Origin of the sequence: Zhongshania aliphaticivorans, assembly GCF_001586255.1 — a bacterium.
Taxonomy (GTDB): Bacteria; Pseudomonadota; Gammaproteobacteria; order Pseudomonadales; family Spongiibacteraceae; genus Spongiibacter; species Spongiibacter aliphaticivorans.
In genome coordinates this window covers 3,132,501-3,147,461 of the sequence record NZ_CP014544.1, presented here as the reverse complement: position 1 = coordinate 3,147,461, position 14,961 = coordinate 3,132,501, and the positions used below count along the sequence as shown (strand labels likewise).

The following is a 14,961-nucleotide window of genomic DNA, read 5'->3' as shown; positions in this document are numbered from 1 at the left end:
CAATTAGCTGGGTCGCGAACCTTAAAACGTATGGACCAAGTGGTAAGTTGATTTTTTACTTGGGTCGCGTTCAAACGCTGTCGAAATCGATTTCAATTCTGTATACGAGTTTAGGCTGTTATGACTCATCTCCCGACCATAGCCGCTTTGCTTCATTCCGCCAAAGGGTGCGTCTGTACGCATCATGTGCCAGTCATTTATCCAAACTGAGCCAGCTTCGAGTTGGCGAGCAACGGCTTGGGCGCCAATGATGTCCTCGGTCCAGATGCCGGCCGACAGTCCGTATATTGAATCGTTTACGATGTTTATGGCTTCGTCTAGCTCGGTAAATTTTATAATAGACACAACTGGGCCGAATATTTCTTCGCAGGTGTGTTTCATATCATTCTGGCAATTGGTGATAATAGTCGGTTCGAGGAAATAGCCATTTTCGAAGCCTGACACAATCTTGCGTTTTCCTCCGGTAACGATGTGGGCGCCTTGCTCTTGAGCCGATTTAAGATAGGCCTCAATCCGATTAAACTGCTGCTCCGAAACAATAGGGCCCATGCCAGTTGCAGGATCGAGTGGATTACCTACGACTATTTTTTCTGCCAAGGTCTTCATTTTGGCGATGAGTTCATCGTGGATATCGACATGGACAATTAATCGACTAGCTGATTCACAAGCCTGCCCAGAGTTCATCATGATGCCGAACAGTGCGCCATGCGCGACCAAGTCGATATTGGCGTCAGGCATTACGATAGCCGCGCCTTTGCCACCGAGCTCTAGCGTGACTCGCTTTAGCGTGGCAGCTGCAGCAACTTGAATATTTCTACCTGTTTGAGTGGAACCTGTAAAAGATATTTTATTTACTTTGGGGTGTTTGACTAGGGCGTCACCCACTTTTACCCCCGTACCACTTACTAGATTCAATACACCAGCCGGTAAAAATTGATTAATTAGCTCAATTAAGCGAAATGTCGATGTTGGCGTTAATTCTGATGCTTTTACGACCACGGTGTTACCTGCAGCTAAGGCTGGGGCTATTTTCCAAGAAAGTAAAAGAAGCGGAAAGTTCCACGCGGTAATAATGCCGCAGACGCCAACAGGTTCTTTGACGACCATGGTGTGAACTTGTTCTGGCAAAATCTTTGGTGAAAGGTTTTCGATAAATGGGTAGTTTTTGATGGACTCGGCAAGAGTGAAAAATAAATCGGCGATGGCCAAGATATCTAGTCCCATTACCCGCTTGATCGTTCCGCCGGAGGCTTGAACCTCTAGAATAGCTAGCTCTTGGGCATTCGCTAATACCGTGTTACCGATTTGATACAGCAATTTGGAACGCGCGGTTACGCTAATATTGCGCCAATCTGTACTTTTCAATGCACGGCTGGCTGCGTTTACCGCGAGGTCTACATCGGTCGCATCGCCATCGGCGGTTTTCGCTATTAGATTGCCTGTGGCAGGACAATGCACGTCAATATAGTGACCAGAGTTTGGCTTTACTATATCGCCGTTAATGATGTGATGATAAAGCGGTAATTCATGGGCGTTGTTCATTTAATGTCCTTGATGTTGGTCTGTATGGATATAAATGTTTTATTTATTTATTTATTTATTTGTTTATTTGTTTATTTGTTTATTTGTTTATTTGTTTGAACTGATTATTGATGTTTAGTGTTGATTGGTATTGGCTTTTTAGGACGTTTTTTTGTCATTTGAGCATTGCCAATGCGGCTGTCCTAATTTGCCAAAAAGTTGTCCGCATCGGAAAAGACGTGAGATTGCTTTTGGTGGATTATGTGCACTTAATCGATAGTGTTAGAGGGGATAATAATTAAATGCGCATATCTCAGAGTTACTTAAAAAAGATCACGTTAGGTGCATCTTTAGCTAGTCTAAGTTATATACCAATGACTTCGTTGGCCGCGCCAATGCTCGAGGAAGTGATTGTTACGGGGCAGAAGCGCTCGGAGAGTACGCAGGATACTCCTGTTGCGATTACCGGTATGACTTCTGATTCGTTAGAAAAATTCGGTTTCGCGAGTGCAAATGATATTTCTGCACAAGTACCGAATATGCAGGTTAGCGGGCCTTTTGGTGAAGTACAACCGATCTTCGCTATTCGCGGAGTCAGTATGTCTGACTACAGCTCTAATCAGGCTAGCCCAATTGGTGTCTACTCCGACGAGTCGTATATGGGCGCCGTGTATACCCATGGTATGAACTTTTTTGATGTTGAGCGTCTTGAGGTATTGCGCGGCCCCCAAGGCACCCTATACGGCAAAAACACTACGGGTGGAGCTATAAACATCATAACAAAAACCCCAATGATTGATGACGGAACGCATGTAAATCTTAAGTTGGGCGCGGGAAATTATGATTCTCGAGTGGGCGATTTAGGTGTCGAGGGAACGCTAATTGACGAGACCTTGGCTGCTCGCCTTGCATATTCCTTCTCCCGAAATAGTGGTTATACAGAGAATCGGTTAGGCGGTCCAAATTTATCCTCTATTGATTTTCAGGCCTTGCGTTTAACGCTAAATTGGCAGATATCTGAGAATTTAAATAACGTTCTTAAATTAACCCATGGGCAAAATGATTCACTAGCCAATGCATCGAGAAACGAACCACGTGGAAATCTTGATGGTGGTGATGGCTTACTTGGCGTAGGCGGTATTGTGACGGGCTCTCTGGCCCAAGGTGACGACAGTAGTGGTTATATGGATAACACGGGTTATTCGGCGTCGTCGCAAAACCTCGGGCATCATGAGGTTGAAGATAACTTTACCGGTCCGTTAATAGTTAATTCGGATATGTTGGTAAACAAACTAGAGTTTATTGGCGATAGCCACACCCTCACAAGTATCTCGTCAATTAGCATTTCTGACTACGCTCAGCAGCAGAATACTGACGGCTCACCCGAAGAGCTGCTTGAGATACGTTGGGCGGTAGACACTACGGCGTTTAGTCAGGACTTGCGAATTTCGAGTAATTACGACGGCATGTTCAATTTCATTGGCGGTTTATATTACGCCGAAGAAGAAATGGATATGCATAATGAATACGCAATTTACGGCACACCGCCCGATGTTCGGGTTGCGGTAACGTATCCCGGTGCGACCGGGTTCTATCCATACCTGCTTGATTTTGGTCAGCTAGACCAGAAAATGATCACCGATAAAACAAGTTACGCCGCTTATACGCAGCTTCGTTTTGACGTAACCGCAGACTTTGGAATCGACTTTGGTATTCGCTATACCGTCGACGAAATTGACCTTGCCTACCTTAATATATCTAGAGAAGGTTACGATGGTAGCCCGCGCGGTACATATGTTCCTGGTAATACTAGTCGATATGACGAGCCCTTTGTACCGCTGAACCTTGGTGGCGATGCCGGTATTGCTGAAATCGATGTGTTTCTAGAAAATTTACTTAGTGGAGAAACAACGGTCGAGGATTTAGTTGCAACGGGTGAGGTTGGTTATACCCACGGACCGTATACCACAGACTCCTCGACGCCAATGTCGGCAAAGGAACAAGAATTTACCGGTAAGCTTGGTTTAGATTATCGTTTCAATGACGACTTCATGATGTACGCAAGTTATAGCAAGGGCTTCCGTTCCGGTAATTTTAATGGCGGTGTTTATTATCGTGAGCGCGATTTCGAAGATGCCTATGCGAGACCTGAGTACATAGATGCTTATGAAGTAGGTTTTAAATCTGATTTTTATGATCAGCGTGCTCGTGTTAATGCCGCAGCCTTTTTATACGATTATAAAGATCAGCAGTTTATCAACGTTGTTGGTGTATCCAACTTTTTGGAAAATGCCGGTGGCTCTACTATTGCAGGCTTAGAAGCTGAGATTATGTTTGCCGCTACAGAAAAGTTAATGTTGATGATGGGGCTTGGCTATCTTGATACCGAGTATACCGAGCTGACCTTGTCAGACACCCAAACCCTTAACAACCCAGATGACGAAGTTGACTTAGCTGGTAATGAGCTGATTTCGGCTCCTAAAGTCAGCGGTAATATCTCAATTGATTACGAGCTTTACAATGGCGATCGCGGCTATCTCAGTTGGAATGTTAATGCTAATTATCAGGATAAGCAGTGGTATAGCGCTTATAACGATAAAGGCGGATATGAAAATATCAAACAAGATGCCTATGCATTGGTGAATACTCGTATGACCTGGCGAGGAATTAATGAAGATTACTCGGTTTCAATCTGGGCGAAAAACCTTACAGACGAAGAGTATGATGGTTATGCGATCAATCTTCAGGCTGGGTTTGGGTTCGACTATTTCCAGGCAGGTCCGCCGCGTACCTTTGGTGTGGATGCGACCTATAAATTTTAATGAGCAATTTCGTTATAAATAATTATTTTACGGTCACATTATTTAATAAAATTTAAGTCGTAAATATTGCTTGGGGCATTTTCTACTTGTGCGACAAGGTTGGGGTACAAGTGGTTAATGCGGCCAAACAGCTTTACGAAGGAGAACGCTATGGGAAGTATTACTTTTATTGAGCACAATGGCACTGAACACATAGTAGATTTTGAGGCTGGGAAGTCCTTGATGCAAATTGCCTTGGATAATGGAATTCCAGGTATTGACGCTGATTGCGGTGGCGTGTGCGCCTGCGGTACCTGTCATGTAATTATTGAAGGTGGTGCTGTCAATATTACCGGCGGCGCGACCGAGGATGAATTACAAATGTTAGATCTGACTCCCGAGCGTAGTGAAACCTCCAGGCTTGCTTGCCAGATTATCACCACTGACGGGATGGATGGCATGGTTGCTCGCTTGCCTGAATTTCAGATGTAAAAAAGTACAAGAATAATACTCAACGAATAATGCGAAAAGGTGGAAAGACTATGAAAATTGTTGATTTGGTTGCTGAAAAGGGCGCCGCAAGCGTCCCGATGCACTTACAAATTAAAGCCGGTCATATGCTGTACAAGGCTAAAAATAAGCTAGGTATGTACACTAAATTCCCGGAGTTTGTAGAAGCACCTGTTCCTGAAGTGTCAACGCTGGCGATCGACGATATTGACGTTAGTAATCCATTTCTGTTTAAGCAAAATCGTTGGGAGTCGTATTTCAAGCGGTTGCGCGATGAATGCCCCGTTCATTATCAGAAAAAAAGTCCATTCGGTCCGTTCTGGTCAATTACGCGCTATGAAGACATTGTCTACGTAGATAAACATCACGACCTCTTTTCTGCCGAACCGTTTATCATTATTGGCGCTACGCCGAAAGAGCTCGCACTTGAGATGTTTATCGCGATGGATCCACCTAAGCACGATGTGCAGCGTCAAGCTGTGCAGGGTGTTGTGGCACCGAAGAATCTCAAAGAAATGGAGGGTCTGATTCGCAGTCGTACTCAAGAGGTCCTAGATCAGCTGCCGCTAGATACGCCGTTTGACTGGGTAGAGGATGTCTCTATCGAGCTGACTGCCAGAATGCTAGCAACACTGCTGGACTTCCCTTACGAGGAGCGTCGAAAACTTGTTTATTGGTCAGATTTGGCTGGCGGCGGTGCCGAGATGACTGGCGGCTCGACCAATACCGACGAGCTGTTCGAGGGCATGAGGGATATGGCCAAGCATTTTTCTCAACTTTGGCGCGTTAAAGAGGAAAAGATTGCTGCTGGTGGCGAAGTAGGTTTTGATCTGATCGGTATGTTACAGAATAATCCAGATACTAAGGATCTGATTAATAAGCCGATGGAGTTCCTTGGTAATTTAGTTCTCTTAATTGTTGGTGGTAATGACACCACCCGTAACTCGATGTCCGGTGGTGTTCTTGCCTTGAATCGCTTCCCTGACGAGTTTGCTAAGCTGAAGAGCGATCCTAGCTTGATTCCGAACATGGTGTCAGAAATTATCCGCTGGCAAACGCCGCTGGCGTATATGCGTCGTATCGCGAAGCAGGATGTGGAGCTAAATGGCAAAACCATCAAAAAGGGTGACAAGGTCGTAATGTGGTATGCCTCTGGCAACAGAGACGAGCGCGCGATTGAGCGGCCTGATGAGTTTATCGTGGATCGTAAAGGCGCGCGTAACCACCTTTCCTTTGGCTTTGGCGTGCATCGCTGTATGGGCAATCGTCTTGCTGAGTTGCAGTTGCGTATACTGTGGGAAGAATTGTTAGCGAGATTCGATAAAATCGAAGTAGTTGGCGAGCCCGAGTATGTGCAGTCTAACTTTGTAAAAGGCTATTCGAAGATGATGGTTAAACTTACATCGAAGTAGTTTAGAGTAGTGTTAGTAATACGGGTGAGCTTGGTGCCAATGTGTATTAGCTTTCCCTTGTACTGTATTTAAATTAAATTTATTAGAATTAATATTCTGGTTTTCTCGGCGTTTATAGCTGAGTAATTGACGATGCCCTTGCCCCTTCGGGGGCCTTTTTATGAAATAATTTTACGTATATAGTACATATATAGTTAAATAATCGTCTATTTTGTAGTGCTTATCCTCGTTTATTCATGTTCTTAATTGTAGCTAGCGCCGACTTTCTAGGTTGCCGTCAATTGCGTTAAACGTCTGCGGCAGAATTTCCTTGAAGGCGATATTTTGTTCATTAACCGACAATGAGATATTCTGGATGATCGCGATACTTTTCCTTGATAACGCTGAATGCTATTTTCCCAATGCTTGTCGTGCCATCTTCAAGCTAATAGGGGCGGTATAATTTATGTGGCGCGGAAAAACAGAAGAAAAATATGTTGATGTTCCGGGTGGAAGTATTTATGTCCGGGTTTGGCATCCAGTAGAGCCGTCACTGTCACCTCCAATCGTCCTGTTGCACGATTCGTTAGGCTGCGTAGCTCTGTGGCGAGAGTTCCCGGCTCAGCTTTCCCTTAGCCTTGGTCGCACAGTTGTCGCCTATGACCGGTTGGGGCTTGGCAGGTCCAGCGAACGCCTAGAACGACCGTCGCGCAGATTCATTGACGAAGAAGCGGAAATTGTTTTCCCATCACTTTGTGCGTCTCTAGGCTTGGAGGCGGTGGTTCCATTTGGTCATAGTGTCGGCGGTGGTTCCATTTGGTCATAGTGTCGGCGGTGGTATGGCGATAGCAGTTGCTGCTATTCACTCCCGAGCGAAGCTCTGCTCTAGTCTTATTGCCGAGTCTGCGCAGCCATTTATTGAAGAACAAACAATAAGCGGGATCGAAGCTGCGAAGCAGTACTTCCGTAATCCGATCAATATGGAAAAACTTACCAAATACCATGGTAATAAAGCTCGCTGGGTCTTGGCTGCGTGGACTGAAACTTGGCTTGATCCTGAGTTTAGAGGTTGGAATCTGGTTTGCCATCTAAAGGAGGTGCAGTGTCCGGTGTTGGCAATTCACGGAGACAATGATGAATACGGATCAGTCGCGTTTCCCAATTTCATTGCCGGCTCTGTGTCAGGACACTCTTTGGCCGTTATTATGGACGGAGTAGCTCATGTCCCGCACCATGAAGACCCGAGAAAGGTTATGGAAATAGTCATTGCTGTCCCATAAATCTGACATAAAAAGGGCTTGAATCCCAACAAGTTGTTACAATGGATGTGCGACCAAACACTGTAAAAACAGGGAGATTCAAGCCTTGGCACATCATAACACGGTATTTTCTCAATTGTTAAAACTCGTATCGAGACATGAATTTGAGAATCTCGCCAAACAGCATCACGAGGGTCAAAAACTGCGCAAAATGTCGCGCTGGTCTCAGTTCGTCGCGCTGAGTTTGGCGCAATTTTCTGGCCGATCCAGCTTACGCGATATCGTCAGCAATCTGTCTGCCCAAGCGGCCAGGCTTTACCACCTCGGTACCGGTAATGTGTCGAGAAGCACTCTTTCCCGCGTGAATGAAAGTCAGCCCTATACGCTTTACGAAGCGCTGTTTCATAAACTGCTTTCTCGCTGCCAAGGCGTCGCGCCCAAACATGGATTTCGCTTTGGGAACAAACTGTATTCTCTCGATTCCACAACTATTGACCTGTGTCTTTCCGTGTTCCCTTGGGCAAAATTCCGTCGTGCCAAAGGAGCAGTAAAAGTGCATATTGGCCTAGATCATGACGGACTACTTCCCAGCTTTGTCAGCATTAGCGATGGCAAAAAGCACGATGTCACTGTCGGTCGCGTCCTTGAATTCCCTGCTGATAGCATTGTGGTAATGGATCGTGCCTATACCGATTACACATGGTTTAAGGCCCTGAATGACAAAGGAATATTTTTCGTTACTCGACAAAAACGTAATGCCACGTACCGTATTATCGAACGCCGCGAGGTCATTAAATCCAAAGGCCTGACATGTGATCAGACCATACTGATCACCGGGGCAAAGGCAAAGACTTGCCCAATTCCTTTGCGCCGGATCGGCTTCCGTGATGCTGAAACCGGCAAGCACTATGTGTTTCTGACCAACAACTTCCATCTTGCCGCCAAGACCATTGCTGATATCTACAAATCCCGCTGGAAAATTGAATTGTTCTTCAAATGCATCAAGCAAAACCTGAAAATCAAATCCTTTGTCGGCACGTCCAAGAACGCGGTCATGACCCAGATTTGGATTGCTATGTGCGCCTATCTACTGCTGGCTTGGATTAAGTTCAGTAGCCAAATTGATCGCAGCCTGCAGCAAATGATTCGCCTTTTGCAGCTCAATTTATTTGAGCGCAGAGAGTTGCTGCCTTTGCTAAGAGGTGATCCACCGGAGCCAATCGACAACAACATTCATCCGCAACTATGCTTGATGTGAATATTTATGGGACAGCAATGGGAAATAGTTAAAAGCTTCCTAACAAAGGGTGATGAGCATAACGTTGTTACAGTCAGCTCTTAGTGTAGGCTTTTTTGCTACTTACCCACCGTTTTGGGTCTGTCGGTAATCTCTCGGCGAGCAGTCGCTCCAGCGTCGAAAGGCTCGAGTAAAACTACTTGTGTCGGTGTAGCCTAAATGCGCAGCCAATTCATCTATTTTCATGTCGCTACTTACTAGAAGTTGGAACGCCATTTGTTTTCGCTCCTCCTCTACCAGAGCGCGAAAACTAGTGTTTTCATGATCTAATCTGCGCCGGAGTGTGCGGCTAGATAAGTTTATTGCCGACGCAACATCGTCTAGCGATGCCATTAGCCCTAAGTCGCCTAAAATTTGATTCCTAACGCTATCGCGAATTCCGCCAGTTTGTCGCTGGCGCAATTGCCTTGTGCATTGATCGCTTAATAGTCTCGCTAGGTTGGCATCGTAAGTAGGCTGTAGTTTATCAATATATTTAATAGGAACGCGAATGGCGTTGCGCCTGCTTTGATAAAGTGGTTTAACCCCGCAGACCGACTCTATGTAGGCTGAGTTTGTGGTATCCAAGGTATTAAATTCGGTCTGCATAGTCTGAATTTCATTTAGGCTAAGCTCCTTGATGATTATTATGCTGGCGGCCATATCTCGTTCTAACAAGAAAGCACGGAGATGGCTGGGTATGGACTGTGGGTTCATGAGCAAACCAAAATAGCCGCCTTCCTCAAAGGCGTTAATCTCGCAATAAGCGGTGCTTAAAGGTAGAAAACGCAGTGCGGTGTTGAGGGCGTCCCTGAGGGTTCGACAGGTTCGCAATGAGAAACCCCAAATCCCGAAAGTGGCGATGTTGTAGCAAAGGCCAATTTTAAAGCCTAGTGCGGGTATATTGGGTAGTGCGAGCATGATGTTTTCAATGAGCCGCATTTCCTGTTCACGCTCTATGAGTACCGCGCCGTCGTTAAGGCTGTGCTCTGAAATGTCGGTCCCAAATAAGCAGGTTTCCGTATCTACACCGTGATTTTTCGCAAAATTTATCATCACTTTGCTTATAGCGACGGGACGACGGGTGCTCTGGGTATTTCCCATGTGAAAAGCCTGAGTTGGGTGGCGCTAATTTGTGGCCATAAGTACCGCGCGAAAGGACATAAGTGTCATGTTACTTTTAAAGGCGCCGCTGTACATTGAGTACTGTTAAATAATTCAATTTTCAATTATTACATGGTAATGACAATGCAGGAAGAGCTAAAGGACTTAAATAAGAAGGCTTTAGGTGCCGCGATAAGTTATATGGGTAAAGTTGCTTGGCCGACGATAGCGCTTACATTTCTTGTATGTAGTCTATTCGTACTATGTATAGTGCTTTTTGCAAATGATGTGATAACCGTTTGGTTGGCTACACCGCTTGTTAGTGTCCTAACCTATATGGCGTATACGCCCTTGCACGAAGCTGTCCACGGAAATATTCATGGTAGTAGGTCGAGGATGCGGTGGGTGAACGATGTTTGTGGCTATCTGGTTGCGCCCATTATCGGTGTTCCGTTTGCCTCCCATCGTCACGAGCATTTTACTCATCACCGTTATACCAACATTAAAGGAAAGGACCCGGATTATTTGATTAGCGAGATGGGTAAGGGGCCTTTTAGTGTGTTGCTGACGACCCTAAAGTTCTTCTATGCTCAGAATAGTTTCTTCGCGGAAAATAATTGGCACTCTGCCGATTTAAAAGAGCGTGTTGTTTACAGTGCTGAACTGTGTTTCTCGCTGGGGTGGCGTCTACTTGCTATCTTGCTTATTGATCAGCCTGGCATCTCTATTGTTGTTTTGGTGGGGTATTTCTTTGGCGGTCTCTTTACGGCTTATTGGTTTGCGTATCGGCCGCATTATCCGTATGACAATACTGAGCGCTACCAGAATACGAGTAGCCTCATTATGCCCCCGTGGATGCGTCCGTTGGAATGGTTTTGGTTAGGCCAAAATATTCACTCAGTTCACCACCTATTTCCTCGGGTTCCCTTCTATCGCTATCACGCGCTGCATCGCGAAATTGAGCCGATACTCCGCGCGCATGGTACGCCAATCATAGGGATTTGGAGCCGGGCGCCAGTGACCTAGTATTAGCTTAGTGAAACGCCGCCATCACAACTTCAAAGCCAATCAGCAGGATGACGATCCATTCGAGAAAAGCACTGTGACTGTGGTTTTGCTCGTCGGCCAGTATTTCTAAAAGCTCGTGTATGGTGCCCAGCTTTTGGGATAAGACGTCAACCCGCGGCTTAATGTCGAGGTAGCGAGCAAGCTGCATATAGGTTGATTCTAGGTTTGGATGCTCCCAGAAAAACTCTGGGGTATCGAGCAAGCCATAATGCAAAATAATATCGCTTTTGGCCGCGAACAGGCGGCCGCGAATTTTGGCCAGTTCTTTGCGCCGCAGGGGAATTTTACCCTTTTCTGCCAAGGTTGCCGGTATATGCGCGGTGGCTTTGATATTGTCCAAGACCATGGTTTCAAACACGATCAGCTGGGTAGATTGTGCCAGTGCGTGAGATACCGCCAGTCTAAGCAGATGGTCGTCGCCAGGTAGCGATATTTGGTCGCCGCGAACGCTGAGCTGCTCGGCGTTCAAGGTGAACTGAAATAGCTCGCGGCCGCGTTTGGTTGATTCCAGCAGAATATAAGGTGTCACGCGTTTTATGAGTAGCTGTTGGTCGTCGTCAGACACGGCCCAAAATACCACTATACCGTATTGAAACAGCCAAGCTTCGCCAGACACGGTGGGTACATGATAGGCGTCGCGATAGCGGGTGAACTCATAGGGCGCAAGGGCGGCACTTTCAAGCTCTGGTATTTGGAATGCGTCACCTAGGTTGATAACGCTGATTGTTGAATTGCAAAATGGCATATTGCCACCTCGTGCGGGGCGCGCCGGCCGGTCGGAAAGTGGCAGGATGCCACTGGGCGCGCATCATATTCGCAGTCTATTTGTTAGGCAATATCTATTGGTCGATTTTTGAACAAAATTAGGCATAAAAAAAGGGGCCCTTGTGAGGCCCCTTCGCTGTGCTGAAAATGCGTTTTTTAAACGATTTTCTTCATTGCAGTCATGTAACCGCGCAGTCTGCGGCCAACAACTTCAACTGGGTGGTTGCGAATCGCCGCGTTAACGGTGATCAGCTCTTGGTTGTCTACACCGAGGTCTTTGGTGTTCAGGCCTTTACCGATGATGTCGGTAGACACCTTGCTCATGAAGTCTGCTAGCAGTGGACGACAAGCGTGATCGAACAGGTAGCAGCCGTATTCAGCGGTGTCTGAAATAACCACGTTCATTTCATACAGCTTGCGACGGGCAATGGTGTTAGCGATCAGTGGCGTTTCGTGCAGCGACTCGTAGTAAGCAGACTCTGGCTCCATACCGGCAGCAACCATGCACTCAAACGCGAGTTCTACACCAGCTTTACACATAGCAACCAGCAAAATACCGTGGTCGTAGTACTCTTGCTCGCTGATTTTAACATCGCCGGCAGGGGTCTTTTCAAAGGCTGTTTCTGCGGTGGCAGCGCGCCAAGCGTGCAGGTTTTTGTCGTCGTTCGCCCAGTCTTCCATCATGGTCTTAGAGAAGTGGCCGCTGATGATGTCGTCTTGGTGCTTTTCGTACAGCGGGCGCATGATGTCTTTCAGCTCTTCGGCCAAATCAAAGGCTTTGATTTTGGCAGGGTTGCTAAGACGGTCCATCATATTGGTGATGCCGCCGTGCTTTAGGCCTTCTGTTACTGTTTCCCAGCCGTACTGAATGAGTTTAGACGCGTAGCCTGCGTCGATGCCTTGCTCAACCATTTTGTCGAAGCACAGAATGGCGCCAGTTTGCAGCATGCCGCAAAGAATGGTCTGTTCGCCCATGAGGTCAGACTTAACTTCAGCAATTGGTGAAGATTCCAGAACACCGGCGCGGTCGCCGCCAGTACCAGAGGCCAGTGCCTTGGCAATTGCCATGCCTTCGCCTTTAGGATCGTTTTCACGGTGAACAGCGATCAGTGTTGGTACACCAAAGCCGCGCTTATATTCTTCGCGCACTTCAGTGCCGGGGCATTTTGGGCACATCATCACAACGGTGATGTCTTTACGGATTTGCATGCCTTCTTCAACCAAGTTGAAGCCGTGGGCGTAATCTAAGCAAGCGCCTTCTTTCATTAACGGCATAACGGCGTTAACAACAGGAGTGTGCTGCTTGTCTGGTGTAAGGTTCATCACCACGTCAGCAGTGGGGATCAGTTCTTCGTAAGTGCCAACGGCAAAACCATTCTCAGTCGCGTTTTTCCAGCTTTGACGCTTCTCGGCAATGGCTTCAGCGCGGAGTGTGTAAGACACATCTAAGCCAGAGTCGCGCAGGTTCAAGCCCTGGTTAAGACCCTGTGAACCACAACCGATAATGACAATTTTCTTGCCTTTCAGGTATTCGCAGCCATCTGCGAACTCACTGCGATCCATAAAACGGCATTTGCCGAGCTCTTGCAGCTGAAGACGCAGCGGCAGGCTATTGAAGTAATTCTGGCCCATGATTCTCTCCTAATAGGTATGTAAAATTGGTCTGCGGGCAGGTGCGATCCCACAATGGCGGCCACTTTAGCACTGCTTGTTTGTTGCGTAAAATGATATATAGTTGATGTAGTGTTGCGTTTTTAGCATTTAGTCGGAGGTCTGGTGTCGGACGTCGGACGCGCAGGCTTGCTCATGTCGGTTTTGCATCCGACGCCCGACATCCGACGTCAGACTTGCTTCTATGAATCTCAAAGAACTCCAAACCTTCATCCACCTCAGCCAATCCCTGCACTTTGGCCGCACCGGCGACGCTATGCATCTTAGTGCTTCGGCGGTAAGCCGCTCGGTGATGCGTTTAGAGGAACAGGTTGGCGTGTCCTTATTTGAGCGCGATAATCGCCGCGTACAGTTGACCGCCGCAGGGCGAGAATTTCTGCGCTATGCTGAACAGGCGGTGGTGAATTGGCAGTCGATTATTCAGCGCCTGCACGTGCACAGTGAAGCCCTGCAGGGAGAGTTGGGCTTATTTTGTTCGGTTACGGCTTCTTATAGTGTGCTTAGTAATATTCTTGAGGTGTTTCGGCAACGGTATCCTGCTATAGAATTGAAACTGCATACAGGTGACCAAGCAGATGCTATAGAGCGAATTGCCGAGGGTGGCGAGGATCTGGGTATTACCGCCAAGCCAAAGCAGTTGTCGCCGCGTTTGCAGTATCAAGAGTTAACGCGCTCGCCACTGCGTTTGTTAGTGCCTAATATTCCCTGCGCGGTAAATGAGCAGATCGCTGCGGCGGGTGAGGTGTTGTCGCCGCAGATCTTGGCGACGCTGCCCTTTATACTGCCGGAGCGCGGGGTGGCGCGGACTTTAATCGAGCAGTGGTTTCGGCAGATGCAAATTAAACCCAGTGTTTACGCTCAGGTCAGCGGCCATGAGGCGATAGTAAGTACTGTGGCGCTCGGGCTGGGGATTGGTGTGGTGCCAGAACTGGTTTTGGCAACGAGCTTTTTACGGGAGCGGGTGCGGGTGATTCCAGTGGAGCCAGCTTTGCCAATGATGGAAATTGGGGTGGTGGTCTTGCAGCAACGATTGTCCAATCCGCTGGTCAAAGCGTTTTGGGATTGCGCTAGGTCATCGTACAGTTAGCGCATTTAATTTATGATGCCTCTTTTATAGACATATTTAACTAATCGGGAATGCTATGACAGAACAACAGGGCAACGACAAGCCGAAATCGCCGTTTGACACGGAAGCCTTGCTGCTGATTGACGACCATGAGGAAGAGGTCTCGGTGAATGGTAAGACCGAGCGTAAGCGTGGTATTTACTTGCTGCCCAATCTTTTTACCACCGCGGCACTGTTTGCCGGGTTCTTCGCGATCATCTCTGGCATGCACGGCAATTTTGAAAATGCCGCTATCGCTATTTTTGCCGCCATGATATTTGACGGTTTGGATGGCCGGGTCGCGCGACTGATGAACGCGCAAAGTAAATTTGGCGCAGAATACGACAGTCTGTCTGATATGGTGTCCTTTGGTGTGGCGCCGGCGTTGGTGGTGTTTAGCTGGGCGCTGGTCGATTTAGGTAAATTCGGTTGGGCTGTGGCCTTTATCTATGTGGCCTGCGCGGCTTTACGTCTGGCGCGCTTTAATACG

At 47.3% G+C, this 14,961-nt stretch carries 13 protein-coding genes (1 of these 13 cut by a window edge); 9 read left to right on the top strand and 4 right to left on the bottom strand.

Translation table 11 applies throughout. The features are described 5' to 3' along the window. Positions 1-21: 21 nt before the first annotated feature. Positions 22-1,542 (bottom strand): aldehyde dehydrogenase family protein, encoded by a 1,521-nt coding sequence (locus AZF00_RS13940; protein ID WP_008251352.1) that lies wholly within the window; start codon positions 1,540-1,542, stop codon positions 22-24. A 353-nt stretch (positions 1,543-1,895) separates the two neighbouring features. Between AZF00_RS13940 and AZF00_RS13935 the strand changes: the two genes are divergently transcribed. The 6 genes from AZF00_RS13935 (at position 1,896) to AZF00_RS13915 (ending at position 8,740) form a co-directional block, all read left to right on the top strand. Beyond that, positions 1,896-4,343 carry a TonB-dependent receptor gene (locus AZF00_RS13935; RefSeq protein ID WP_008251348.1) on the top strand — a complete coding sequence of 816 codons (2,448 nt, stop codon included), beginning with the start codon at positions 1,896-1,898 and terminating at the stop codon, positions 4,341-4,343. Positions 4,344-4,493: 150 nt separating this feature from the next. Further along, positions 4,494-4,814: a 2Fe-2S iron-sulfur cluster-binding protein gene (locus tag AZF00_RS13930; protein ID WP_008251347.1), complete on the top strand. Its 321-nt coding sequence runs from the start codon at positions 4,494-4,496 to the stop codon at positions 4,812-4,814. A 50-nt stretch (positions 4,815-4,864) separates the two neighbouring features. Continuing rightward, the gene (locus AZF00_RS13925) at positions 4,865-6,244 is read left to right on the top strand and encodes a cytochrome P450 (protein WP_008251345.1); all 1,380 of its coding nucleotides are present in this window, start codon (positions 4,865-4,867) and stop codon (positions 6,242-6,244) included. Between the two features lie 445 nt (positions 6,245-6,689). Continuing rightward, positions 6,690-7,049, top strand: coding sequence for an alpha/beta fold hydrolase (locus AZF00_RS19810; protein ID WP_197465660.1), 360 nt, complete (start codon positions 6,690-6,692; stop codon positions 7,047-7,049). Positions 7,050-7,062: 13 nt separating this feature from the next. Beyond that, positions 7,063-7,503 carry an alpha/beta fold hydrolase gene (locus tag AZF00_RS19485; protein WP_062384088.1) on the top strand — a complete coding sequence of 147 codons (441 nt, stop codon included), beginning with the start codon at positions 7,063-7,065 and terminating at the stop codon, positions 7,501-7,503. An 85-nt stretch (positions 7,504-7,588) separates the two neighbouring features. Then, entirely contained in the window at positions 7,589-8,740 is a 1,152-nt protein-coding gene (locus AZF00_RS13915) for an IS4 family transposase (protein ID WP_062383042.1), read from the top strand. A gap of 102 nt (positions 8,741-8,842) precedes the next feature. Here the strand turns inward: AZF00_RS13915 and AZF00_RS13910 are convergent, their stop codons facing one another. Beyond that, positions 8,843-9,862: an AraC family transcriptional regulator gene (locus AZF00_RS13910; protein WP_008251341.1), complete on the bottom strand. Its 1,020-nt coding sequence runs from the start codon at positions 9,860-9,862 to the stop codon at positions 8,843-8,845. A 132-nt stretch (positions 9,863-9,994) separates the two neighbouring features. Between AZF00_RS13910 and AZF00_RS13905 the strand changes: the two genes are divergently transcribed. Then, positions 9,995-10,888 carry a fatty acid desaturase family protein gene (locus AZF00_RS13905; RefSeq protein ID WP_335338870.1) on the top strand — a complete coding sequence of 298 codons (894 nt, stop codon included), beginning with the start codon at positions 9,995-9,997 and terminating at the stop codon, positions 10,886-10,888. 7 nt (positions 10,889-10,895) lie between these two features. On the opposite strand, the gene AZF00_RS13900 is transcribed toward AZF00_RS13905, so the two are convergent. Further along, entirely contained in the window at positions 10,896-11,675 is a 780-nt protein-coding gene (locus AZF00_RS13900; RefSeq protein ID WP_008251338.1) for an RMD1 family protein, read from the bottom strand. A 176-nt stretch (positions 11,676-11,851) separates the two neighbouring features. Further along, positions 11,852-13,327 (bottom strand): ketol-acid reductoisomerase, encoded by a 1,476-nt coding sequence (gene ilvC, locus AZF00_RS13895; protein ID WP_008251337.1) that lies wholly within the window; start codon positions 13,325-13,327, stop codon positions 11,852-11,854. A 223-nt stretch (positions 13,328-13,550) separates the two neighbouring features. Here ilvC and ilvY point away from each other — a divergent pair, with 223 nt between their 5' ends. Together ilvY and pssA are read left to right on the top strand one after the other, a co-directional pair. Further along, complete coding sequence (gene ilvY, locus AZF00_RS13890) at positions 13,551-14,453, top strand: HTH-type transcriptional activator IlvY (protein WP_008251336.1); 903 nt, start codon at positions 13,551-13,553, stop codon at positions 14,451-14,453. A gap of 55 nt (positions 14,454-14,508) precedes the next feature. Next, on the top strand, positions 14,509-14,961 hold the 5' portion of the coding sequence (gene pssA / locus AZF00_RS13885) for a CDP-diacylglycerol--serine O-phosphatidyltransferase (protein ID WP_008251335.1). 363 nt of this gene lie beyond the right edge of the window; only the first 453 of its 816 coding nucleotides appear in the window; the start codon lies at positions 14,509-14,511; its stop codon lies beyond the right edge, outside the window.